This is a genomic window from Bifidobacterium sp. W8104 (genome assembly GCF_016100735.1).
Lineage (GTDB): Bacteria > Actinomycetota > Actinomycetes > Actinomycetales > Bifidobacteriaceae > Bombiscardovia > Bombiscardovia choladohabitans.
The window spans coordinates 439,761-464,098 of the sequence record NZ_JACFRW010000001.1 but is presented as its reverse complement, the minus strand read 5'-3'; the positions used below and the strand labels follow the sequence as shown (position 1 = coordinate 464,098).

Here is a 24,338-nt window from a genome sequence, read left to right as displayed (position 1 = left end):
GCCACTGTTCGGTAGAGCCGACGGCCTAGGATGGAGACCATGCCCGAACAAAAGAAATCCATGTCGGTCAGGCGCTTCTTCACGCTGCTGCTGGCTTACCTCATCTTCTGCGTCGCAGGTGGCGTGGTCGTCTCTGGTTTCCTGTTCCCCGCTGTCTTCGGCATCAACGCCGCCTCCAGGAATCTGATGCCTGCCCTGAAGACGGACAACATCGACTTCAACGTCAACGATCTGCCCCAGCAGTCCCGCCTCTACGCCTCCGACGGGCATACGGTCATCGCCACCTTCTATGCGCAGAACAGGATCGTGGTGCCCATCAAGGACGTCTCCGACTACATGCAGAAGGCCGTGGTGGCCCGCGAGGACCGTCGTTTCTTCGAGCATGCCGGCGTGGACACCCAGGGCGTGCTCAGGGCCTTCATCCAGACCTACATCAAACAGGGCGACACCCAGGGTGGCTCCTCCCTGACGCAGCAGTATGTCAAGAATGTGCTCATGAGCCAGGCTGAGGAGAACAACGACCCCATCGCCGAGTACCACGCCCAGGAGGAGACCATAGCCCGCAAGATGCGGGAGATGCTGATTGCGGTGCAGATGGAGAAGAAGTACTCCAAGGCCGAGATTCTTCAAGGGTATTTGAACATAGCCCAGTTCGGCACCAACGTTTACGGGGTTGAGTCGGCGGCCAGGCGCTACTTCAGCAAGTCGGCCAAGGACCTGGATCCGGGCGAGGCCGCCACCATCGCCGCCGTGACCAAGAATCCCGCCCGCTTCGATCCAACCGTCAATATCAAGGCCTCCCAGGAGCAACGGGACATCGTCCTGGATCTGATGCGTCAGGAGAACTACATCACCCAGCGCCAGTATGACGAGAACAAGGCCAAGCCTCTGGACCAGATGCTGCACGTGCAGTCGGTCGATGCCGGATGCCAGGCGGCTGGGGACGCAGCCTTCTTCTGCGATTACGTGACCAAGCAGATCCTCAACTCCAAGGAGTTCGGCAAGAGCCAGGAGGAGCGCAACAAGCTCCTCAAGGAGGGCGGCCTGGATATTTACACCACCATGGACGTCAACGCCAACGCTGCAGCCATGAAGGCGGCCCGGGACACCATCCCCGTCGATGATCGAAGCGGCTTCGAGGTCACGATAGCCTCCATCCGCCCGGGCACAGGCGAGGTCCTGGGCTTCGGCATCAACCGCATCTACGATGCCACCCAGGACTCGGGCGGCGGCACACGCACGGCCATCAACTACGCTGTGGATCAGGTCGACGGCGGTGGCTGGGGTTTCCCTGTGGGATCGACCTGGAAGCCCATCAACCTGGTGTCCTGGATGAAGGCCGGCAAATCCATCAACCAGCCCCTGCGCACCTCCACCAGCTACCCTCAGACCTCCTTCGCCTGCAAGATGGCGGACGGCACCCCCTACGGGTTCGGCACCGGCAGTTGGCATGTGGAGAACTCCGGCGGCGGCACCACATCTCCGGAGACCCCCCTGCAGGGTCTGGTGCGTTCGCACAACACCACCCAGGCCTCCATGGCCCAGCAGATCGGTCTGTGCACCATAGCCGACACGGCCAAGGAGATGGGCTACCACAATTCGCCCAAGGATCAGATGGACATCCACTCGGTCAACACCTTCCAGCCGCCTATGGTCATTGGTGCGGTCCAGGCCTCCCCGCTGACCATGGCCAACGTCTACGCCACCATCGCCGCCAAGGGGGTGGCCTGCAGCCCCATAGCCATGACCAAGGTGATCGACAAGAACGGCAAGTCCGTCAAGGTGCCCAAGGCCAACTGCCATCAGGCCATCGATCCGGGCATCGCCGAGACCGCCGCCTATGCACTCAACCAGGGCGTTGTCCAGCCAGGAGGCGAGGCATCCACGACCCAGCTGGACGGGGGACGCAAGACCTTCGCCAAGACCGGCACCCATGAGGACAAGTACATGCTGACCGGCGGATTCGTGCCCCAGGTGGCCGCCTTCGTCACCGTGGGCAATGCGGAGGGTCAGGTCTCCTTCACCAACAGGACCATCAACGGAAGGTCCATGCACACCTGGTACGGCATGTATATCGCCACACCGGCCTGGAAGGACTTCATGAACACCTACCTGGCCGCAGCCAATATCCAGCCGGACAACTCCTACGGCAATCCCGACCCCCGGTTCACCGGCGGGGTCCAGCAGCCTCAGCCATCCCAGCAGTCGCAGCAACGGTCCTCGGGAAGACAGCGGCAGAGCTACCGTCACAGCCAGGGGGGACAGCAGGGCAACCAGGGGACCGGTCAGGACCAGTCCCAGACGGTGGATTCGCCAGAGGACTAGGGCCTGTGCCTACAATGGAGACCATGAGGGATTCGTCAACGGGCGGACCACGAGGGGTGCGGCCGCCCGCCGGGAGAGGCAGGAACTGATGGTCCAGGAATATTCAGAGCTGGATGACAAGGCCCCTCAGGCCGACGGCCGGGTCAAGGAGGATCAGGCGATGCCGGGGCCGGTGAGCGGCTCTGGCAGGCTGGATGTGTCCAAACCGATCTGGCCCTTTGAGCCGGGTGCCGCTGACGGAAAGAAAAAGGCCGGCAAGGCTGCCAAAGGGGTCAAATCGGCCAAGAAGTGCAAGAAAGACAAGAGGGTCAAAAAGGCTGGGAAATCAAAATCAGGCAGAAGGCATGAGATGGCCCTGCCTGCGCTCTTCCAGCCCATGGAACTGCGCGACCAGCATATCCGCAACAGGATCTGGATGCCGCCCATGGACACCTATTCGGCCCTGCGGCACGACGGGGTTCCTACCAACTTCCACTACCAGCACTATGTGTCCCGGGCCCTGGGCGGCTTCGGAGTCGTCATCGGGGAGGCCACTGCCGTCAATCCCCAGGGGCGGATCTCGCCCTGCGATGTGGGACTGTGGAACGACGAGCAGACCAGGGCCTGGCAGGGCATCGTCCGTGATGTCAAGGCCGCTGGGGCGGTGCCCATCGTTCAGCTCAACCACTCGGGGCGCAAGGGTTCCTCCGGGTGCTCCTCCATGGGCTACATCAACGCCACCGTGCCTGTGGCCGAGGGCGGCTGGCAGCCTGTGGGCCCCAGCCCCATCGCCTTTGGCAGGATGGCGGTCCCGGTCCAGCTCTCACGCGCTCAGATAGCCTCCATTGTGGCCGACTTCCGCTCTGCTGCCGTGCGAGCCGTTCAAGCTGGCTTCCTGGGAGTGGAGCTGCACGCCGCCCACGGCTACCTGCTCTCCCAATTCCTCGATCCCCTGATCAACCGACGAAACGACGAGTACGGGGGCGACCTGTCCGGCAGGATGCGCCTGCTGATCCAGGTGACCGATGCCGTGCGCGAGGTCATTCCTTCGGGGATGCCCCTGCTGGTGCGCATGTCCGCCACCGACTGGGCCACTGGCGGATGGGGCCTGGACGAGACCATCCGCACTGCCAAGGTGCTCAAGCTGCACGGGGTGGACCTGATTGACGTTTCCACCGGGGGTCTGGTCCCAGGTGTGAAGATTCCAGCCGCCCCCAACTACCAGGTGCCCTTCTCCTACCAGGTTCGCAGCCAGGTGCTGATTCCCACCACGGCGGTGGGACTGATCACCAAGCCCAGGCAGGCCGACCGGATCGTGCGCAAGGGCCTGGCCGATGCGGTCGAGATCGGTCGAGCCAGCCTGCGCGACCCCTACTGGCCGCTCAGGGCCGCCTACAAACTGGGGCTGTCCGCTCAGCAGGCCCCCTACCCTGAGCCTTACCGGCGCGGGGCCTACGGCATCGCACGCTGAGAGCGGCCATGGACGTTGTTCGCGGCGGAGCGGGGACCGTTGTGGTCATGCCCACCTACCAGGAGGCCGACAACATTGGGGTGACCCTCCCTCAGATCTTGGATTGCTGCCCCGAGGTCGATGTCCTGGTCGTCGACGACAACTCACCGGACGGCACCGGTGCCCTGGCCGAGGATGTGGCCAGTCGCAATCCTCGCGTGCACGTCATCCATCGGCATGCCCGTCGTGGGTTGGGTCCAGCCTACGTGCAGGGGTTCCGTTGGTCGCTGGATCAAGGCTATGACCTGATCTGCGAGATGGACATGGATGGATCCCATCGGCCCCAGGATCTGGCCAGGATGCTGGCAGTGGCCCGAGGCCATGCACATCCGGGCCTGGTCATCGGTTCGCGCCGGGTGCGCGGAGGCCGCACCCAACATTGGCCCTGGTATCGGGATCTGATCTCCCGTGCGGGATCCTGGTATGCCCGCACCGCCCTGGGGTCCTCGGTAAGGGACATGACCGCCGGCCTGCGGGTCTATCGAGCGGACGTGCTGAGACGGATCGATCTGGGAAGGGTTCGATCCAGCGGATACGTCTTCCAGGTGGATATGCTGCGTCGAGTCCAGGCCATGGGTGTCAGCGTAGTCGAAGTGCCGATAGTCTTTGTGGAGCGGGTTCGCGGCAGTTCGAAGATGGATGCCGGGATTGTGCTGGAGGCCATGGCCCAGGTGACCTTGTGGGGACTTGCACGGTTGACCCGTCGAAACTGACATGGGCTCACATTCGTGTTCGCTTTCATAAGCGACCCAGCAGCGTTATTTGAGCCCTGAAGGATAAACTGCGCCTTGATGGATGGATTCCTGCAAGAGCTCCGGCAGGCCTCAGATGTATGGAAGAATGGTTCCAGCACCTGAAAAATGTCGATTTTTCGCCCCTGCTTCGTGATGGCGACCGCAGTCCGATAGCCGGCTTGCCAATTTGGGCGAATGTGTGCGATAATGTTCGAATGATATCGTCACAACGCCAACACCTGATATTGAACCGGTTGCGTACTCGTGGCGCAGTCCGTATAACCGCCCTCTCCAAGGAGCTGGGGGTCTCCGCCATGACCATCCGCCGTGACATTGCCGACCTGGCGGACAAGGGCCTGCTCAAGAGGGTCCACGGAGGGGCCGTCACCACCAGCTCGCTTCTGGCTGAGCCGCTTTTCTCGGTCAAGTCGCAGATGGACATGGGCCTCAAGGACACCATCGCCCGTCATGCCATCGACTACGTCTCCCCGGGCGACGTCATCGCCATCGGGGGAGGGACCACGGCTTATGTCTTTGCCCAGCACCTGCTGGAGAGTCGCCAGTGCGCGGGCGTGACCCTGTTGACCAATTCCATACCCGTGGCCGAACTGGTCCAGGCCATGGAGAGCAAGGATGTGGAGGTCATCGTCACCGGCGGTGTAATTACCCGGTCCAACTCCCTGGTAGGTCCCATTGCAGACAAGGTCATCGCCTCCCTGCGGGTCAACACGGTTTTCCTGGGGACCCACTCGGTCTCCATACCCCGCGGCTTCCTGATGCCTAACTCCCTGGAGGCGGCCACGGATATGGCCCTGATGGACATCGCCGACCGGACCATCATCCTGACCGACCACACCAAGTGGAGCTGCACCTCCCTGTCCCTGTTCGCCTCCTTCGACCAGGTGGACACAGTCATCACCGACGACCAGCTGGACCAGGAGTCGGCCGAGGCCACAAGGTCCCTGGTCAAGCGACTGGTTCTGGTGCCGGTCAACCCCGAGGAAGGCCAGGCTCAAGAGGGGTCCTCCGACGGGACCGAGGCCCAGGTTCAATGATCGACCAGTTGCTCAAGGGTGCGCAGGTTGTCATAGCGGGTTGCCATGGATTGTCAATCATCACGGACGATGAAGGAGCAGCATGAAGTCAGAGCAGTATGTCCCCCAACGGTATGTTCCCGGCGACTACGCCAGGGAGCACATCCGCATCACCCCCACCAGGCTGGCCGACGGGCGTCGGTTCTTCTACCTGGACGATGATCCTGAGTACGTCTCCGGCCGCAGGACCAGGCGTCTGGACGATCCTCGTCCGCTGACCGACCGGTTCGCCCCCCATCAGGATCAGGAGGGCAGGACGGTGCCCTTCCAGCCGCCGCAGATGCGCCGGGACCCTCTGACCGGAGACTGGATCCCCATGGCCACAGCCCGGATGAACCGGCCCATCACCGCCGGTCCACAGGCCACCGCCAAGGGCAACCCCCTGGCCGCCAGAAAGCTCGGAGACCCCTACCAGGATGGGGAGATCCCCGATGTGGACTACAACGTGGCCGTCTTCGAGAACCGCTTCCCCTCCATGATGCAGGTGCCCAATACGCAGGCGGCCAACCAGTCCTCCCTGGTGGATGGCAACCCTCTATGGCCGGTACGCGAGGCCAACGGACGCTGTGAGGTGGTCTGCTTCGACCCTGACGAGCACGCCCTCCCTGCCGATCTGCCGGTCTCCCGTCTGCGGACGGTGGTGGAGGCCTGGGCTTTCCGCACTGCTGAGATCTCGACCATGGAGGGCATCGAACAGATCTTCCCCTTCGAGAACCACGGCCAGGAGATCGGCGTCTCCCTGGCCCACCCCCACGGACAGATCTACTGCTACCCCTTCATCGCCCCCCGGCTGGAGCAGGAGTTGAGGCAGTGCGCCGCCTACAAGGAACGCACCGGCGGCAACCTGCTGGCGGACATCCTCAAGGCCGAGCTGGACTCCGGTACACGTGTCGTCTTCCGCAACGCCACATGGGTTGCCTATGTGCCCGCCGCTGCCCGCTGGCCCCTGGAGGTCCACATGGCCCCCGTCCGTGACGGAATCCTGAGCCTGGACCAGCTCAACGACCAGGAGCGCTGGGATCTGGCCGTCATGTATTCCACCCTGCTCAAGCGGGGCAATGCCTTCTTCGACAAGGGAGACGGCAAGGGTATGGATCTGCCCTACATCGCCGCCTGGCACCAGGCTCCGCTGCACGATCCGCGGCGTGAGGACTACCGACTCAACCTGCAGTTCTTCTCCTTCCGTCGTGCCGTGGACAAAATCAAGTATCTTGCCGGGTCCGAGTCAGGCATGGCTGCCTGGGTGTCGGATACCACCCCCGAGCGGATCGCCGATCGTTTCCGCCAGCTGGGGTCCCTGGATCTGGGGAATGGAGAGAATAAATGACGACGACAGTTCAATTCATACAGGCCTGGACCCAGGGCGCTGACGGCCAAGGGGCGACCAAGGCCCGCGAGCTCTTCCAAAAGGTCTATGGCCAGGATCCCCAGGGTGTCTGGAGCGCCCCCGGCCGGGTCAATCTGATCGGTGAGCACACGGATTACAACGCCGGGCTCTGCCTGCCCATCGCCCTGCCCACCCGTACCTATGTGGCCGCCAGCCCCAGGACGGACAGTCGGGTCCGCCTGGTCTCCACCATGGATCCGGAGCATCCGGTCCAGGCTGACCTGGATGGGCTTCAGGCCCGGGGGGTGAGCGGCTGGGCGGCCTATCCGGTCGGAGTGGCCTGGGCCCTGCAGCGGGATGGCTTCCCCCAGGTCCGTGGGTTCGACCTGGCCCTGGCCTCCTGTGTGCCCGTGGGGTCCGGGTTGAGCTCCTCGGCGGCCATGACCTGTGCCGTGGCCCTGGCCCTGGATGACCTGTTCGCTCTGGGGCTGGGCGGTGACGAGGCTGGCCGGGTCAGGTTGATCCAGGCTGCCGTCACGGCTGAGAACGATATGGCCGGCGCATCCACCGGCGGTATGGATCAGAGCGCCGCCATGCGTTGTCGATCCGGCTGCGCCCTGCGGCTGGACTGCCGGCCGGAACTGGATGCCATGAGCAACGTGCGGCAGGTTCCCTTCGATCTGCAGGCTGCCGGCCTGGAGCTGCTGGTCGTCGACACCAGGGCCCAGCACCAGCTCAACGATGGTCAATACGATCAGCGGCGGGCCACCTGCGAGCAGGCCGCCCGTCTGCTGGGGGTGGCCAACCTGCGCCAGGCGGCTGACAAGGTCAATGGCGCCGCTGATCCGCCATCCGCCCTGGCTGCCCTGCTGGAGCAGCTGCCCGATGAGACCATGCGTCGGCGGGTCCGTCACGTCGTCAGCGAGATAGGAAGGGTGGACCGCTTCATCGAGGCCTTCGGCAGGGGCGATTACGTCCTGGCCGGCCGCCTGTTCAACGCCTCCCATGACTCCTTGAGGGACGACTACGAGGTCACCTGCCCGGAGCTGGACGAGGCCGTGGACGCGGCAAGGCAGGGCGGGGCCTACGGGGCTCGCATGACCGGCGGCGGGTTCGGCGGATCCATCATCGCCCTGGCTGAATCCGGCAAGGGCTCCGATCTTGCCTGCGACATCGCCGAACGATTCGGCTCCAGGGGATTCAAGGCCCCCAGAGCCCTGATCGCCCTGCCCTCCTCGGCGGCCGCGCGCGAATCCTGAATCAGGCTGCAGACCTCTACGACCCCGCTTCTCCCGGCGCTCCTCTAAGCTGGGGGAGCGGGGTCCCGATTTTCAGGGGGGGTCCGGTCAAGGGTGAGGTGGATGAGGAGGACGGTCATGGACAAGGCAATCATCACGGTGGTGGGCAAGGATGCCATCGGCATCATCGGCAAGGTCTGCACAGACCTCTCCCAGCAGGGTGTCAACGTGCTGGACATTTCGCAGACCATTCTGGACGGCTTCTTCACCATGATGATGATCGTGGACTGCACGGCCTGCCGGGATGATTTCGATGCACTGAGCCAGCGGATGGAATCCCTGGGAGAGGACATCGGAGTCTCCATCCGCTGCCAGCGCGAGGAGATCTTCACCAGGATGCACCGGGTCTGAGGAGGCAGCCATGATCACACGTGACGAGGTCCTGGAGACCAACGACATGATCGACCGGGAGCGCCTGGACGTGCGCACCATCACCATGGGCATCAGCCTGTTGGACTGCGCCAGCCAGGATGTGGACATGCTCTGCCGGAACATTCATCGCAAAATCGTCTCCCTGGCCGGCGACCTGGTGTCCACCGGGGACTCCATCGCCCGCGAATACGGCATTCCCATCGTCAACAAGCGCATCACCGTCACCCCCATCTCCCTGGTGGCCGCCGGAGCCTGCCACACGGTGGAGGACTATGTGGCTGTGGCCAAGGCCCTGGACCGCTCGGCCCAGGAGGTCGGGGTCAACCTGATTGGCGGCTACTCGGCGCTGGTCGGCAAGGGCATGACCCCGGCCGAGCGGCTGTTGATCAAGTCCCTGCCCAGGGCGCTGAGCCAGACGGAACGTGTCTGCGCCAGTGTCAACGTGGGCTCCACCAGAACGGGCATCGATATGGACGCCGTGGCCCTGATGGGCCGGGTCGTCAAGGCCACTGCCGAGGGCACCGCCGACTCGGACAGCTCCGGCTGCACCAAGCTGGTGGTCTTCTGCAACGCCCCGGATGACAACCCCTTCATGGCCGGCGGTTTCCATGGGGTCAGCCAGGGGTCGGCCGTCATCAACGTGGGGGTCTCCGGGCCCGGCGTGGTCAAGACCGCCCTGGAATCCGCCAAGGGAGCGGATTTCGGGCAGCTCTGCGAGACCATCAAGCGCACGGCCTTCAAGATCACCCGGGTGGGGCAGCTGGTGGCCCAGGAGGCCAGCCGCCGCTTGGACGTGCCCTTCGGGATCATCGACCTGTCCCTGGCGCCCACCCCGGCTGTCGGAGACTCGGTGGGCGAGGTCCTGCAGACCATGGGCCTGGAGCAGGTGGGCGCCCCGGGAACTACCGCCGCACTCGCCATCCTCAACGATCAGGTCAAGAAGGGCGGCATCATGGCGTCTAGCTCGGTGGGTGGGCTGTCCGGGGCCTTCATCCCCGTGTCCGAGGACGCCGCCATGATCCAGGCTGCGCAAGAGGGGAGCCTGACCCTGGAGAAGCTTGAGGCCATGACCTGCGTCTGCTCGGTGGGGCTGGACATGATTCCCATTCCCGGGGACACTTCCGCGGAGTCCATCTCCGGCCTGATCGCCGACGAGGCGGCCATCGGCATGATCAATCAGAAGACCACCGCAGTCAGGGTCATTCCTGTCATCGGCAAGGAGGTGGGCGAATGGGCCGAGTTCGGCGGGCTCATGGGCGGCGGCCCGGTCGTGCCCGTCAATACCCGCTCCTGCGCGGACTTCGTCAATCGGGGTGGACACATCCCGGCGCCCATCCACAGTTTCAAGAACTGAGCGCGTTCGCGGTGTTCAGCGGCCGCCTTGGAATCCCAGCTGCCGCCAGGCTTCGTAGATGGCTATGGAGGCGCAGTTGGTCAGGTTCAGGCTGCGCAGGCTGGGCCGCATGGGCAGCCTGACCTGTTCGGCCACGTGGGGGCCGGCCATGATGTCCATTGGGTCGGGGATGTCGCCGGGCTCGGGGCCGAATAGGAGGATGTCGTCCGGCCGGTAGTCGACCTCGGTGTAGAGCTTGTCGGCGTGGGCGGTGAAGGCGATGATCCGGCTGTCGGGCATGGAGCGGACCAGGTCGTCGAAGTCCGGGTGCAGGACCACGTGGGCCATGTCGTGGTAGTCCAGGCCTGCCCGGCGCAGCTTGGTGTCTTTGAGGTTGAAGCCCAGGGGCTCTATCAGGTGCAGGATGGTGCCGGTCACGGCGCACAGGCGGATGGCTGAGCCGGTGTTGCCGGGGATTCGTGGCGAGTAGTAGCACAGGTGGGGCGTGGAGGTCTTGACCCGGCTGGCCTGATCGGCCTTCATCATGGCGTCCACCACGGAGATGGGGTTGCCGTGGGCGTCGGTGACCAGCTCGTCGGGACCATAGTTCGATTTGCGGTATCCATACTCGTACATGCTTTCGACGGCCTTCGAGGGGTCGCCGGGCCGCACCTGCTCCTGCCTGTTCATGAGGCCAACCTACCGTCGCCAACCGACAGGCCGGGCAGTGCCGGTCGGCACCGTCGGGCAGAATACGGCGGTTGAATGAGGCAGAGTCGGATGGCGAAGGGTGGTGTGACCATGGTGAACGCGGATACGGTCTTGGCGGAGACGGAGCCCATCCGCCTGCGGCTGTTCGACTGGTGGAGCCGATACGCCCGCGATCTGCCCTGGCGCTTCGGACGAACCACGCCCTGGGGGGTTCTGGTCTCCGAGGTTATGAGCCAGCAGACCCAGATGAGCCGGGTGGTGCCCTACTGGACGGCCTGGATGAAGGTATGGCCGGATGCGGCCTCCCTGGCCGCTGCACCCAAGGCCGAGGTCATCACGGCCTGGGGTCGGCTGGGCTACCCGCGCCGGGCCCTGCGCCTTCAGGAGTGCGCGAAGCAGGTGGCCGGCCGGTACGCAGACCGGCTGCCCCGTGACTACGACCGGCTTGTGGCCCTGCCCGGCATCGGCGACTACACGGCCAGCGCTGTCATGAGCTTTGCCTACGGCGAGAGGATCGCCGTCATCGACACCAATATCCGCAGGGTGCTCTCCAGGGTCTTTCTGGGGCGCGAATCCACGGGGGGCGCTGCCAGCCGAGAGGAGCGCCGGCTGGCCTGGCAGGTCCTGCCCGAGGACGAAGGGCAGGAGAGTGCTGGTACCGGCGACGGAGGGCAGGAGGATGTCGATGCCGAGGACAGCGGTGCCCAGGGGGATAGTGGTCGTCTGGGGCTGGCTGATCCGAAGGTCAGGTCGGCAGCCTGGCGGGAGTCGCCCTCTGCCCGATGGAACCAGGCCGTCATGGAGCTGGGCGCCACGGTCTGCATGGCCCGCAAGCCGGCCTGCGACATCTGCCCTTTGGCCGGCCATTGCCGCTTTCTCAAGGCTGGACTGCCTGGTTTGGGCGCAGGCAGGACCAGGCCCCGGCAGCGCTTCGTAGGCACCGACCGGCAGGTCCGCGGTGCCATCCTTCAGGCCCTGCGGCGGGCTTCGGGCGCACCCGTCTCCAGAAAGGACCTGAAATCCCTGTGCGAGGACGAAATCCGACTTGATCGGTGCATCGCCTCCCTGGACGAGGACGGCCTTCTGGAGATCGGCCAGGACGGCCGCCTGAGTCTGCCGCAGTGAAGGCCGCCCCGGCGATTAGACTGGACAAGTATGGCCAAGCGACGCATGAGCGAGAAGAAGCGGCGGATGTACCGTCGCCGGAGGATTGCGGCAGCCCTGCTGGCGGTGCTCTTCCTACTGGTCTGTGCTGGTCTGGTCTGGGGCGTGGGGGCCGGCATCAGAGCCCTGCGGGGAGGCGATGGGGGGCAGGGAGCCTCGACCAGCGCCCAGCAGGAAGCAAAGACCAAATCCAAGGACAAGGACAAGCAGGGCAAGGATGAGAAGAAGGACGCGGGCAAGAAGCGTTCCTCCGGAGCTCCTGACTGCGACAAGGGGGATCTGGCTCTGGAGCTGGCTGCGCCCGATCCCAGCACTGGGGTCGGTGGATCCATCGACTTCACGGTGACCATCCGGCACAAGGGAACGGGTTCATGCTTGGTGGACGGTTCCGACGGCGGCCGGGTGCTGGTCATCACCAGCGGTCAGGATACCGTCTGGCGCTCCGATGCCTGCCCGGTGGGGGCCCGCACCCTGCTCATGGCCACCGGCGACAAGGACGTGCAGACCATCACCTGGCATGCCGACAGGAGCCAGGAGAGCTGTCAGCCCGACCAGAAGCTGCCTCGGGTCAAGGCCGGCTCCTACCAGGCCAAGCTGGTGCTCAAGGCCGATTCGCACGTGGTCTCCCAGCCAGTGCCGGTAATGGTCCAATAGCAGCTTTTTCAAAACGACACGCCGATTGCGTTCAGAGTCCTTGTCTGCTATAGTTTTGTCTTTGCATGAGGTGTGTCATATAGCGGGCATGCATCATCGAGGAGATGCCCGCGAATAGGCATATGGCGGCCATTCGGCATCTCCCTGGGGTAACAGGAATGATCGAGTACGGCGAGCGATAAGGAACGTCCATTTTGGCTGCCAATAAAGCTGTAAGTAGTACCACCGCCACGCAGGCACGCGCTGACGAACACGACATCAAACTGCACAAGGCCACCGATCGTGTCAATTTCGGATCCATCCGCGAACCCATCGAGGTGCCCTACCTCCTGGGCGTGCAGACCGATAGCTTCGACTGGCTGGTCGGCAATGACCGCTGGAAGAAGCGGGTTGAACAGGATCAGGTCAACGGGACCCATACCGTGGCCCCCGTCTCCGGCCTGGATGAGGTTTTCCAGGAGATCTCTCCAATTGAGAACTTCGCCCAGACCATGAGCCTGACCTTCTCGGATCCTTACTTCGAGGAGCCCCGGCACACGGTCCAGGAGTGCAAGGAGAAGGACTACACCTACTCCGCCCCCTTGTACGTGAACGCCGAGTTCGAGAACGGGGACACCGGCGAGATCAAGTCGCAGACCGTCTTCATGGGCGACTTCCCGCTGCAGACCCCCCACGGCACCTTCATCATCGGCGGCTCGGAGCGCGTCATCGTCTCCCAGCTGGTCCGCTCCCCGGGCGTCTACTTCGACCGTACCCAGGACCGCAACTCCGACAAGGAGATCTTCGGGGCCAAAATCATCCCCAGCCGGGGCGCTTGGCTGGAGTTCGAGATCGACAAGCGCGATGTGCTGGGCGTGCGCGTGGACCGCAAGCGCAAGCAGTCCGCCATCGTCTTCCTCATGGCCATCGGCATGACCAAGCCGCAGATCCGCAAGGCCTTCAAGGGCTACCCGCTGGTTCTGGATGCCCTGGAGAAGGAGACCATCGAGACCCAGGACGAGGCCCTGACCGACCTCTACCGCAAGATCCGTCCTGCTGACACCGCCTCGCCCGAGGCCGGCCGCAACCTGCTGGACTCCTTCTACTTCAACACAAAGCGCTACGACCTGGCCCGGGTCGGTCGTTACAAGATCAACCGCAAGCTTGGGCTTGAGGCCGACTTCAACGATCGCAGCCTGCATCCCGAGGACATCATCGCCACCCTGAAGTACCTGGTGACCCTGCATGCCGGCGGGCAGACCTTCCCCGGCCGCCGCGACGGCAAGGACATCGAGCTGCGGGTGGACGTGGACGACATCGACCACTTCGGCAACCGCCGCATCCGTCAGGTGGGCGAGCTGATCCAGAACCAGCTGCGCACCGGCCTGAGCCGTATGGAGCGTGTGGTCCGCGAGAGGATGACCACCCAGGACGCGGAGGCCATCACCCCGCAGTCCCTGATCAACATCCGCCCGGTCAATGCCACCATCAAGGAGTTCTTCGGAACCTCCCAGCTGAGCCAGTTCATGGATCAGAACAACCCGCTGGCCGGCGTGACCAACAAGCGTCGTCTCTCGGCCCTGGGCCCCGGCGGCCTGTCCCGCGACCGCGCCTCCATGGAGGTGCGCGATGTGCACCCCTCCCACTACGGACGCATGTGCCCCATCGAGTCCCCTGAAGGCCCCAACATCGGTCTGATCGGCTCCCTGGCCACCTTCGCCCGGGTCAACCCCTTCGGCTTCATCGAGACCCCCTACCGCAAGGTCATCGATGGCCAGGTGACCGACGACGTGGTCTACATGACCGCCGACCAGGAGTCCGAGCACACCATCGCCCAGGCCAACCAGGAGATAGACGAGACCGGACACTTCGTCGAGGACGAGGCCCTGGTCCGTGATGCCGAGGCCGAGGCCAAGGATGTGCCCGTCTCCCAGGTGGATCTGATGGATGTCTCCCCCCGGCAGATGGTTTCGGTGGGTGCCTCCCTGATCCCCTTCCTGGAGCACGACGAGGGCCACCGAGCACTGATGGGCACCAACATGCAGCGTCAGGCCGTCCCCCTGGTCAAGTCCGAGCGTCCCCTGGTGGGCACCGGTTCCGAGTGGCGCTCCGCCATCGACTCGGGCGATGTCATCCTGGCCGAGAAGCCGGGCGTGGTCACCTACGTCTCCGCCGACATCATCCGCGTCATGAACGACGACGGCACCCAGTCCTCCTACAAGCTGGCCAAGTTCCAGCGGTCCAACCAGACCACCTGCTACAACCAGGTCCCCCTGATCGAGGACGGGGAGCGGGTCGAGGCCGGCACGGTCCTGGCTGACGGACCCGCCACCGAGAAGGGCGAGATGGCCCTGGGCAAGAACGTCCTGGTGGCCTTCATGCCTTGGAACGGCTACAACTACGAGGACGCCGTCATCATCTCCCAGCGGCTGGTCCAGGACGACACCCTGAGCTCCATCCACATCGAGGAGTACGAGACCGACGCCCGCGAGACCAAGCTGGGCGCCGAGGAGATCACCCGCGACCTGCCCAACGTGGGCGAGGACGCTGTGGCCAACCTGGACGAACGTGGCATCATCCGCATCGGCGCCGAGGTCGAGGCCGGGGACATCCTGGTCGGCAAGGTCACCCCCAAGGGCGAGACCGAGCTGACTCCCGAGGAGCGGCTCCTGCGGGCCATCTTTGGCGAGAAGAGCCGCGAGGTGCGCGACACCAGCCTGCGGGTGCCCCACGGTGAGACCGGTACGGTCATCGAGGTCAAGGAGGTCACCCGCGAGGATGCCGAGGAGGACGGCGACGAGCTACCCAACGGCGTCAACCGGATGATCCGGGTCTACATAGCCCAGCACCGCAAGATCACCCAGGGCGACAAGCTCTCGGGCCGCCACGGCAACAAGGGCGTCATCTCGAGGATCCTGCCCGAGGAGGATATGCCCTTCATGGCCGATGGCACCCCCATCGACATCATGCTCAACCCGCTGGGCGTGCCCTCCCGTATGAACCTGGGACAGGTCCTGGAACTCCACCTGGGGTGGATCGCCCACTCCGGCTGGGACATCAGTCTGGATCCCGACCTGGAGGCCGAGTGGAAGAAGCACATCCCGGCAGGTGCCGAGAAGGCCGAGCCCGGCACCGCCGTGGCCACCCCGGTCTTCGACGGCGTGCGTGAGGACGCCCTGAACGGTCTGCTCAAGACCACCCTGCCCAACCGTGACGGCGAGCGCCTGGTGGGCGACGACGGCAAGGCCGTGCTCTACGACGGCCGCACCGGCGAGCCCTTCACCAAGCCCATCTCCGTGGGCTACATGTACATGCTCAAGCTCCACCACCTGGTCGACGACAAGATTCACGCCCGGTCCACCGGTCCCTACTCCATGATCACCCAGCAGCCCCTGGGCGGCAAGGCCCAGTTCGGCGGCCAGCGCTTCGGCGAGATGGAGGTCTGGGCCCTGGAGGCCTACGGCGCCGCCTACACCCTGCACGAGATGATGACCACCAAGTCCGACGACGTGGACGGCCGCGTCCGGGCCTATGGAGCCATCGTGCGCGGGGAGAACCTGCCGGCGGCCGGCATCCCCGAATCCTTCAAGGTGCTGCTCAAGGAGATGCAGTCGCTCTCCTTGAACGTGGAGGTGCTCAACGCGGAAGGCAACGTCATCGAGATGAAGGACGAGGACGACGACCCCAGTGCCGCCTCCGACGACCTGGGCTTCAACATCGGTGCCCGTCCGGACGCCGCCGCCAAGGCCGACCAGTCCGCTCCCGAGCCGGAGTACCGCTGAACCACCAGTCACAGGGATGCCCGCCTGAAGGGCATCCCGCCAAGAGGCAAACTTCAGAGCAGTTACAAGATCAGAGACAGGACACAGAGTGCTGGACGTCAATGCATTTGACAAACTGAGAATCGGACTGGCCACGGCCGACGACATCCGCGGCTGGAGCTATGGCGAGGTCAAGAAACCCGAAACCATCAACTACCGTACCTTGAAGCCCGAGAAGGACGGCCTGTTCGGCGAGCAGATCTTCGGACCCACCCGCGACTGGGAATGCGCCTGCGGCAAATACAAGCGCGTGCGCTTCAAGGGGATCGTCTGCGAACGCTGCGGCGTTGAGGTCACCCGCTCCCGCGTCCGCCGCGAACGTATGGGCCACATCGAGCTGGCCGCCCCCGTCACCCACATCTGGTTCTTCAAGGGCGTGCCCTCCCGGCTGGGATACCTGCTGGACATCGCGCCCAAGGACCTGGAGAAGGTCATCTACTTCGCGGCCTACATGGTCACCAAGGTGGATGAGGAGCAGCGCCACAAGGATCTGCCTGACCTGCAGGACGAGTTCGACAACGAAATCAACCAGCTGGAGAAGAAGCGCGACCTGGAGATCGACAAGCGCGCCAAGAAGCTGGAGGAGGACCTGGCCGAGCTGGAGAAGACCGACGAGGTCAAGGGCTCCATGAAGGCACGTCTGCGCAACGGGGCCGAGCGGGACATGACCGCCATCCGCAAGCGCTACGACGACCAGATCCAGCGGATCACCGCCGTCTTCGACCGCTTCAAGACCCTGAAGCCCGGCGACATGGAAGGCGATGTGGATCTGTGGCGGGAGATGCAGGACCGCTATGGTGACTACTTCGAGGGCTGCATGGGTGCCGAGGCCATCAAGAAGCGCCTGCAGGACTTCGACCTGGAGGCTGCCGCCAAGGAGCTCCGCCACGAGATCGACACCGGCTCGGGCCAGCGCAAGGCCCGTGCCCTGAAGCGGCTCAAGGTGGTCTCCGCCTTCCTGAACACCGGCAACAAGCCCGAGGCCATGGTCCTGGATGTCGTCCCGGTCATTCCGCCCGACCTGCGCCCCATGGTGCAGCTGGACGGCGGCCGTTTCGCCACCTCCGACCTGAACGACCTCTACCGGCGCGTCATCAACCGCAACAACAGGCTCAAGCGTCTGATCGAGCTGGGCGCCCCCGAGATCATGCTCAACAACGAGAAGCGCATGCTCCAGGAGGCTGTGGACTCCCTCTTCGACAACGGCCGTCGTGGCCGCCCCGTCACAGGAGCCTCCAACCGTCCCCTGAAGTCCCTGGCAGATATGCTCAAGGGCAAGCAGGGCCGCTTTCGTCAGAACCTGCTGGGCAAGCGTGTGGACTACTCCGGCCGTTCCGTGATCGTGGTCGGGCCCTCCCTGCGCATGCACCAGTGCGGCCTGCCCAAGCCCATGGCCCTGGAGCTCTTCAAGCCCTTCGTCATCAAGCGGCTGGTGGACCTCAACTACGCGCAGAACATGAAGAGCGCCAAGCGTCTGGTCGACCGCGGCGACCCCGAGGTCTGGGGCGTGCTGGAGGAGGTCATCTCCGAGCACCCCGTCCTGCTCAACCGTGCGCCTACGCTGCACCGTCTGGGCATCCAGGCCTTCGAGCCCATCCTGGTCGAGGGCAAGGCCATCCACCTGCCCCCGCTGGCTTGCGCGGCCTTCAACGCCGACTTCGACGGCGACCAGATGGCAGTCCACCTGCCCCTGTCGGCAGAGGCCCAGGCTGAGGCCCGTTCGCTCATGCTGGCCTCCGACAACATCCTCAAGCCCGCCGACGGCCATACGGTCACCATGCCCTCCCAGGACATGATTCTGGGTCTGTACTACCTGACCACCGTGGTTGACGGTGCCAAGGGCCAGGGCCGGATCTTCTCCAGCCTGGCCGAGGCCCGGATGGCTCTGGATCTGGGAGAGATCGACATGCAGGCCAAGATCCTGCTTCGGGTGCCCGCCGACTTCGTCATGCCCAAGGACTGGAAGCCCGGTGACCTCAAGGTCGTCGACCCTGAGCCCGGCAGCCCTGACGTGGTCAAGGAGGAGGTCTTCAAGGACGGTTCCAGGCTCTTCGCCACCAACTATGGGCGGGTCCTGTTCAACCGGACGCTGCCTGTGGACTACCCCTTCATCAACGAGCAGGTACCCAAGGGCAAGCTGTCCGGCATCGTGGACGACATCGCCACCCGGTACTCGACCGCCCAGGTGGCGGCCACCCTGGATGCCCTGAAGGATCTGGGCTTCACCCGGGCCCAGTGGTCCGGCGTGACCATGGCCTTCTCCGACATCGTGGTGCCGCCCGAGCGCGGCGAGATCGTCAACGAGTACCAGGGGCAGGCCGCCAAGGTCAACTCCCAGTACGACATGGGTCTGCTGACCGACGAGGAGCGCCGTCAGGAGCTGATCAACCTGTGGACCGAATGCACCGACAAGGTGGCTGACGCCATGCAGAAGCACTTCACTCCGGACAACAACGTGAACATCATGGTCCAGTCCGGGGCACGAGGCAACTGGATGCAGATCCGCCAGATCGCCGGTATGCGAGGCCTGGTGGCCAACCCCAAGGGCGAGATCATTCCTCGACCGGTCAAGTCCAACTACCACGACGGTCTGTCGGTGCTGGAGTACTTCATCTCCCAGCACGGTGCCCGCAAGGGTCTGGCCGACACCGCACTGCGTACCGCCGAGTCGGGCTACCTGACCCGTCGTCTGGTCGATGTCTCCCAGGACGTGATCGTGCGCGAGGAGGACTGCGGCACCATGCGCGGTCTGACCATGAAGGTGGCCGAGCGCGACGAGCAGGGCAACCTGGTCCTGGTCAAGGCCGCCGACGGCGGACCCTACTCCAGGCTCTTGGCAGCTGATGTCATCGACCCCAAGGACGGCAAGACCGTGCTCTACAAGCGCGGCGATGCCCTGTCCATGGATGTGCTTCGCGACATGGTCGCCCACGGCGTGGAGGAGGTCAAGGCCCGTTCGGTCCTGACCTGCGAGTCCACCCGCGGGGTGTGCGCCAAGTGCTACGGCTGGTCCTTGGCCACCAACAAGCTGGTGGACGTCGGCGAGGCCGTGGGTATTGTGGCCGCCCAGTCCATCGGCGAGCCCGGCACCCAGCTGACGCTGCGTTCCTTCCACTCCGGCGGTGTGGCTTCGGCCTCCGACATCACCCAGGGTCTTCCCCGTGTCACCGAGCTCTTCGAGGCCCGTACCCCCAAGGGCGAGGCTCCCATCGCGGAGTTCCCCGGCACCGTCAAGGTGGAGGATACCGACCGCGGCCGTCAGGTGACCCTGACCCCCGACGACACCTCCGTGGAGGCGCTGACCTACCCGGTCACCCGCCGTGCGCCCATGATGGTCAAGGATGGACAGCACGTCGAGGCAGGCACCCAGCTGATCGAGGGCTCCGTGGATCCCAAGAAGATCCTGCGCATCCTCGGCCCGCGCGCCGCCCAGGTGAACATCGTCAACGAGGTGCACACGGTCTACCGCTCCCAGGGCGTGGACATCCACGACAAGCACATCGAGGTCATCGTCCACCAGATGCTCCGCCGTGTGACGGTCATCGACTCGGGCGACACCGACCTGCTGCCCGGCGAGCTGGTCGACCAGGCCAAGTTCAAGGCCGCCAATATGAAGGCCGTCAAGGCCGGAGGCAAGCCGGCCGCAGGACGCCCCGAGCTCATGGGCATCACCAAGGCCTCCCTGGCCACCGACTCCTGGCTGTCGGCCGCCTCCTTCCAGGAGACGACCCGCGTGCTCACCGAGGCCGCCCTGAACCAGAAGGTCGACGACCTGAAGGGCCTCAAGGAGAACGTGATCATCGGCAAGCTGATCCCTGCCGGCACCGGCCTGGCCAGGTACCGCAACGCCACCGTGGAGCCCGACAAGGCAATCCGCGACACCATCTATCCCAACTTTGGCCTGGGTGGCGGCGACGTGGATCTGAGCGACGCCGACCTGAACGATGTGGACTTCTCCAACATCGACTTCGGGGACCTGAAGCTGGGCGACGACTTCAACCCGGACGACTTCCTCAACGACCAGGGTGGCCAGAGCCATCTGGACACCCCCAACGTACAGGATCCGTCAGCCGGGGCCGGCGATCAGACGGCTGCCACAGGCACGGGATTCCCGGATGCCGCCGATGGCAGTGACTCCGATCAGAAGCCGTCCCAGCAGCCTGGTTCAGCCACCTTCTCCTCCTCGGAGGACCAGCACTCCAACCAGTGAGCGCATGCAAGGCCAGTAGCCGCAGATCCGCTTGGGCCGGATGACCCGGCCTGGCGGATTCGGCTGCAGGTTACTGCAGGTTACGTGATACCAGATGAGGGCCCGTGTGATCTCAACGATTGCACGGGCCCTCGTTTTGTTTTTCTCGGGGTCCAGGTTATTGGCAGCAGGTCAGCGCAGGTGCCTAGGGGAAAGCAGAGCCCGCCAGCGTCGGGTCCGTGGCAGGGATGTCAGGATGGCGGATCGAAGCTTGTCCACCAGCTGCCAGCAGTCCTCGGCCTCCTGCTCATCCGAAGGGTGCTGGTCGAAGGAGGCCTGATCGGCCATGCTCCGCAGTCGATCCAGATCGCCGCACAGTCCGGCCGACGAAGACCCTGTGGGGTCGGTCAGCAGGTTCCGGGTGATCAGAGCCTCCTGCTCGCTACGGGTGCCGTCCAGGGAAAGACCGGTCTGCCTGCCTAGGTTGCTGATTTGTCGCCAGCCGGCACGGATACGTGTCTTCGGGTCGCCGGTCGACCGGGCCCGTCGGCGCAGCCAGGACTTGACCGCCAGCAGGAGCAAAACCAGCAGAGCAGGCAACCAGAGCGGCATGGTCCAGAGCGTCACTTTGGCTATCAGGGGTCCGTACCGCTTCCAGAAGGAGGGCGAAGACTGCCGGGATGCGTCCTGCCCGCCAACGGTGGTTCGACCCTGGGTGGTCCGGTCGTCACGGGGAGGATCGACCAGCGGGGGAGGCGGCTGGCGGACCAGGGTGCGCGGATCGGGCGGGGTGGAATCCAGTGACTTGTCCGGGGTCTTGGTCTCCGGTGGCGTGGGGTAGAAGGGGACCCACCCGAGTCCCTTCAGATTGACCTCCACCCAGGCCTGGGCATCGCGTCCTGTGAAGTCGATTCGGGTGCTCCCGTCCGCCTGGGTCCTGGTCCTTGCCCGGCTGATGGAGCCATCGCGGTTCTTGGGCACGAATCCCAGGACCACCCGGGATGGCAGACCCATCTGCCGGGCCAGGAGGGCCATGGCCGAGGCGTATTGTTCGCTGTCACCAACCATTGCCTGGCCCTGCAGGAGCTGATTGATCCGATAGTCGCCATGCCCGGAGGGCGAGGGATAGTCGCCGGCCAGACCGTGGGAGAACCATCCCTCCCGGTGCAGCCGCTCCTCGATGGCCAGCGCTCTGGCACCGCCGCGCGCCTGCATAGAGGTCATGGAGGCCGCCGCCTTGGGCAGACTCTCAGGGGCATCTGCCAGGGGAGGCACCTGTGCATCCCCCGGATCGCTGTCGGCTATGCGGCGGGTTGCGGGTCGGTCTTCGGCCACGCCGTGCACTACATACTCGGCACCGGCCTGCAGGGCCTGATCGGCCAGTGCGGTGTCTGTGGCCTTGTTGAAGTAGATGTTCTTCCGTTGCAGGCCCTGATCCGTATCGATGCTGTCGACCTGTCCGGCGGAGGGCAGCCAAGCGTGATCGAATCCCTTCCGAATCAGAAAGGTCGCGGTAAAAGAGCGTCCGGTCTGTTCGCCGTCTTTGGTCTTCCCCTGCTGGGTTTCTGTGCGGATCTGGGCGCCGATGCGCCGGTAGTCGGCGGCTCCTGCGCCTGAGGAATCGGACAGGTTCCAGACCTTGCCGTCATAACGGTCCATGACGGCCATTCGGACCGGCGTGCCGGCGGGCAGGTTGCGAACTGTGACCAGGGTTTCGTCCCGGTGGTGTTTGATATAGGCGCGGTAATCGCTCAAGGGGCTGGTGAACTGGTAGGGGTCCATAGGGGGCTGATAGTGGTCACGAATGACCAGCCGCGGCGGGGCGGGCAGGAGTCCAGCGGAGAAAATCAGTCCGGCTGCCAATGTCAGGGTCACAAGAGTGGATGCGAGTCCTTGCAGACGCAGCAGACCCAGTCCGCTGGCGCACCAGATCAGCAGGAGCAGCCAGAGGATGCCGCCCGTCAACGCCGGGTGGAGGCCGCTGCTGGTTCCTAGGGCGGCTGAGACGGCCATGGTGGCCAGGATGGGTAGGGTGGCTGTCAGGACGGCTACGGGATGCTCCGGCCGTCCCGGATTGCGGCCCAGGCCCTGACGGGCCAGCAGCACGGCCAGATAACAGGTCCAGAGCATCAACGTCCATAGGGCCATCAGCCCGCCGGCTTCCTGACCAAGTGGTGGATCGATGGCTGCCAGGGTCTTGAAAGCGCCGAAGGTGGCTGACCACCCTTGTGTCAGGGTCGTCCAGGTGGGCAGGACATGGGCCAGGGTGGTTCCGTTCAGAGCGAGGATGGGGCCCAGCAGGAATTGGGCCGCAATCAGCAGCAGAGGTTGCAGGAGGGCTGTGACAATGCCGCGGCGGGGGAGCAGGGCGATCAGCAGTCCGGTCAGGCAGGCTGCGGCTCCCACTGTCAGCCAGAAGGGCAGACTGCCGTAGACCGGCAGCAGCTGTAGTCCTGCCAGCAGATCGAGGGGTGCCAATGCGGCGACCAGAATGATTGGGGAGTGTCGCCTGGTCGGGTCGACAGTGGATTGCAGACCTACCCTGTCAATCAGGCGAATCGGCTCCCTCTGGGCTTGCTCCATCCATGATGCAGATGTGCTCATGGCTGGGTCTCCAAGAGGATGGGAAGGTCCCTCATGTTGCCCAGAACGGCGTTGACCAGGCCCGGCTGCGTCTGCAGACTTGGACGGGCATCCAGGTCGGCAGCCAGCAGCATGACATGGGAGGCGCTCTGGGCCGAATCGCCCATCAAGGTAGAGGGCTGACGGTCGCCCAGCGAACCGGTCACCAGAATGGTCAGGCTGATGCGCTCGGGAGCGTCAGCCAGGTCAGGCTTGCCATAACTGTTCTGGCTGGGGCGGATGGCACTGCAGGCATCGAGAAAGCTCCGGGGATCCTCCGTGGGCAGGATGGTTCCATGGGCATCGGAATCGTCAGGTTCCGGGGCCAGCGCTTGCAGACGACGGCCATCAAGCAGGCATCGGCAGCCCAGGGAGGCGAAGAGTTCAACTGCCAGCTCGAACTCATCCGCATTCCGGTAGGAGGCAGCCTGGCCATCCAGGATCAGTTCGGTTTTGGTGCGCAGGGTGGGCTCGTACTGGCGGACCATCAGGGTGCCGGCCCGGGCAGTGGACAGCCAGTGGACCCGTTTCACATCGTCGCCCGGCGCATAGGGGCGGAGGGCATGGAATTCCAGGTCGTCGTCGACAATGCCGGGACCAGGATCCCCCTCCAGGTCGCGTTCCAGTCCGGCTTCAAGGGGCGGCAGGGCCACCGTGCGGGGATGGATGTAGAGTTTTCGGGCGCCGGTCAGGATCCGACGGCGTCGGATGAGTCCCAGCGGATCCCCCGCCTCCATGGTCACCGGACCCAGGTCAATCACCCCACGGGACCTGGCTTCCAGTTTCAAGCGGATCTGGTGACTCTGGCCGGGAGCCAGGGCCGGCAGCGACGCCATGATGGTTCCTTGGCCTAGAGCCAGACCGATTCGGCCGCTGCGGGTGGAGCGGCTGCCCGGATTGGTCAGAATCAGGACCAGCTCGGCCTGGCCGCCTACCTCCAGATGTCCCTGGTCCAGACTCGTCACAGCGCTACAGGACAGGTTGCCCAGGCTCATCAGCAACCCCAGCAGCAGCATGCCCGCACCCAGCAGGGTGCCCGCCAGCAGTTCACGCCAGCCTGTAGGGACGAAGGCCAGAGCGCACAGGAGCGCGGCCAGAGCCATGGCCCGGCCCAGGGCAGTGATCGACTGCCACAGGTCAGCGGCCAGGGTTCGCAAGATCGGTCTGGATTCTGTCGAGGATGCCGGTCTTGCCTCCGGGGCAGGTCGGCGGGCGAAGGCGGTCAT

The 24,338-nt window shown here is 64.7% G+C and carries 15 protein-coding genes; 12 read left to right on the top strand and 3 right to left on the bottom strand.

The features are described 5' to 3' along the window. Positions 1–39 precede the first annotated feature (39 nt). From H3U89_RS01710 to H3U89_RS01675, 8 genes are all read left to right on the top strand, one after another. Positions 40–2,325, top strand: a complete 2,286-nt coding sequence (locus H3U89_RS01710) for a transglycosylase domain-containing protein (protein WP_232345428.1) — start codon at positions 40–42, stop codon at positions 2,323–2,325. 88 nt (positions 2,326–2,413) lie between these two features. Continuing rightward, a complete protein-coding gene (locus H3U89_RS01705; protein ID WP_198178794.1) occupies positions 2,414–3,775 on the top strand; it encodes an NADH:flavin oxidoreductase/NADH oxidase in 1,362 nt (453 codons plus the stop codon). 8 nt (positions 3,776–3,783) lie between these two features. Beyond that, positions 3,784–4,527: a polyprenol monophosphomannose synthase gene (locus H3U89_RS01700; protein ID WP_198178796.1), complete on the top strand. Its 744-nt coding sequence runs from the start codon at positions 3,784–3,786 to the stop codon at positions 4,525–4,527. A 218-nt stretch (positions 4,528–4,745) separates the two neighbouring features. Continuing rightward, positions 4,746–5,603 carry a DeoR/GlpR family DNA-binding transcription regulator gene (locus H3U89_RS01695; protein WP_044097693.1) on the top strand — a complete coding sequence of 286 codons (858 nt, stop codon included), beginning with the start codon at positions 4,746–4,748 and terminating at the stop codon, positions 5,601–5,603. Positions 5,604–5,685: 82 nt separating this feature from the next. Beyond that, positions 5,686–6,969 (top strand): galactose-1-phosphate uridylyltransferase, encoded by a 1,284-nt coding sequence (gene galT / locus H3U89_RS01690; RefSeq protein ID WP_198178798.1) that lies wholly within the window; start codon positions 5,686–5,688, stop codon positions 6,967–6,969. After that, positions 6,966–8,228 carry a galactokinase gene (gene galK, locus H3U89_RS01685; RefSeq protein WP_198178800.1) on the top strand — a complete coding sequence of 421 codons (1,263 nt, stop codon included), beginning with the start codon at positions 6,966–6,968 and terminating at the stop codon, positions 8,226–8,228. Before galT ends, galK begins: the two co-directional genes overlap by 4 nt. 117 nt (positions 8,229–8,345) lie before the next feature. Continuing rightward, positions 8,346–8,618 (top strand): ACT domain-containing protein, encoded by a 273-nt coding sequence (locus H3U89_RS01680; protein ID WP_015021435.1) that lies wholly within the window; start codon positions 8,346–8,348, stop codon positions 8,616–8,618. 10 nt (positions 8,619–8,628) lie between these two features. After that, positions 8,629–9,993 (top strand): PFL family protein, encoded by a 1,365-nt coding sequence (locus H3U89_RS01675; protein ID WP_198178802.1) that lies wholly within the window; start codon positions 8,629–8,631, stop codon positions 9,991–9,993. Positions 9,994–10,008: 15 nt separating this feature from the next. On the opposite strand, the gene H3U89_RS01670 is transcribed toward H3U89_RS01675, so the two are convergent. Beyond that, the gene (locus H3U89_RS01670; RefSeq protein ID WP_198176798.1) at positions 10,009–10,662 is read right to left on the bottom strand and encodes a tRNA (cytidine(34)-2'-O)-methyltransferase; all 654 of its coding nucleotides are present in this window, start codon (positions 10,660–10,662) and stop codon (positions 10,009–10,011) included. Positions 10,663–10,773: 111 nt separating this feature from the next. Here H3U89_RS01670 and H3U89_RS01665 point away from each other — a divergent pair, with 111 nt between their 5' ends. From H3U89_RS01665 to H3U89_RS01650, 4 genes are all read left to right on the top strand, one after another. Further along, positions 10,774–11,808, top strand: a complete 1,035-nt coding sequence (locus tag H3U89_RS01665; RefSeq protein WP_415873553.1) for an A/G-specific adenine glycosylase — start codon at positions 10,774–10,776, stop codon at positions 11,806–11,808. 30 nt (positions 11,809–11,838) lie between these two features. After that, positions 11,839–12,501, top strand: coding sequence for a hypothetical protein (locus H3U89_RS01660; protein ID WP_198176797.1), 663 nt, complete (start codon positions 11,839–11,841; stop codon positions 12,499–12,501). A 194-nt stretch (positions 12,502–12,695) separates the two neighbouring features. Beyond that, a complete protein-coding gene (rpoB, locus tag H3U89_RS01655; protein WP_198178806.1) occupies positions 12,696–16,262 on the top strand; it encodes a DNA-directed RNA polymerase subunit beta in 3,567 nt (1,188 codons plus the stop codon). 88 nt (positions 16,263–16,350) lie between these two features. Next, positions 16,351–20,511, top strand: a complete 4,161-nt coding sequence (locus H3U89_RS01650) for a DNA-directed RNA polymerase subunit beta' (protein ID WP_198178808.1) — start codon at positions 16,351–16,353, stop codon at positions 20,509–20,511. 171 nt (positions 20,512–20,682) lie between these two features. On the opposite strand, the gene H3U89_RS01645 is transcribed toward H3U89_RS01650, so the two are convergent. Both H3U89_RS01645 and H3U89_RS01640 read right to left on the bottom strand, forming a co-directional pair. Then, the gene (locus tag H3U89_RS01645) at positions 20,683–23,094 is read right to left on the bottom strand and encodes a transglutaminase-like domain-containing protein (protein ID WP_198178809.1); all 2,412 of its coding nucleotides are present in this window, start codon (positions 23,092–23,094) and stop codon (positions 20,683–20,685) included. Further along, positions 23,091–24,338, bottom strand: coding sequence for a DUF58 domain-containing protein (locus tag H3U89_RS01640; RefSeq protein ID WP_198178811.1), 1,248 nt, complete (start codon positions 24,336–24,338; stop codon positions 23,091–23,093). Before H3U89_RS01640 ends, H3U89_RS01645 begins: the two co-directional genes overlap by 4 nt.

What these genes read in the sequence shown, in the direction of transcription:
- H3U89_RS01645 (WP_198178809.1), bottom strand. Translation starts at nt 23,094, where the DNA reads ATGAGCACATCTGCATCATGGATGGAGCAAGCCCAGAGGGAGCCGATT.
- galT (WP_198178798.1), top strand. Translation starts at nt 5,686, where the DNA reads ATGAAGTCAGAGCAGTATGTCCCCCAACGGTATGTTCCCGGCGACTAC.
- H3U89_RS01700 (WP_198178796.1), top strand. Translation starts at nt 3,784, where the DNA reads ATGGACGTTGTTCGCGGCGGAGCGGGGACCGTTGTGGTCATGCCCACC.
- galK (WP_198178800.1), top strand. Translation starts at nt 6,966, where the DNA reads ATGACGACGACAGTTCAATTCATACAGGCCTGGACCCAGGGCGCTGAC.
- H3U89_RS01675 (WP_198178802.1), top strand. Translation starts at nt 8,629, where the DNA reads ATGATCACACGTGACGAGGTCCTGGAGACCAACGACATGATCGACCGG.
- H3U89_RS01680 (WP_015021435.1), top strand. Translation starts at nt 8,346, where the DNA reads ATGGACAAGGCAATCATCACGGTGGTGGGCAAGGATGCCATCGGCATC.
- H3U89_RS01665 (WP_415873553.1), top strand. Translation starts at nt 10,774, where the DNA reads ATGGTGAACGCGGATACGGTCTTGGCGGAGACGGAGCCCATCCGCCTG.
- H3U89_RS01705 (WP_198178794.1), top strand. Translation starts at nt 2,414, where the DNA reads ATGGTCCAGGAATATTCAGAGCTGGATGACAAGGCCCCTCAGGCCGAC.
- H3U89_RS01710 (WP_232345428.1), top strand. Translation starts at nt 40, where the DNA reads ATGCCCGAACAAAAGAAATCCATGTCGGTCAGGCGCTTCTTCACGCTG.
- H3U89_RS01670 (WP_198176798.1), bottom strand. Translation starts at nt 10,662, where the DNA reads ATGAACAGGCAGGAGCAGGTGCGGCCCGGCGACCCCTCGAAGGCCGTC.
- H3U89_RS01660 (WP_198176797.1), top strand. Translation starts at nt 11,839, where the DNA reads ATGGCCAAGCGACGCATGAGCGAGAAGAAGCGGCGGATGTACCGTCGC.
- H3U89_RS01640 (WP_198178811.1), bottom strand. Translation starts at nt 24,338, where the DNA reads ATGACCGCCTTCGCCCGCCGACCTGCCCCGGAGGCAAGACCGGCATCC.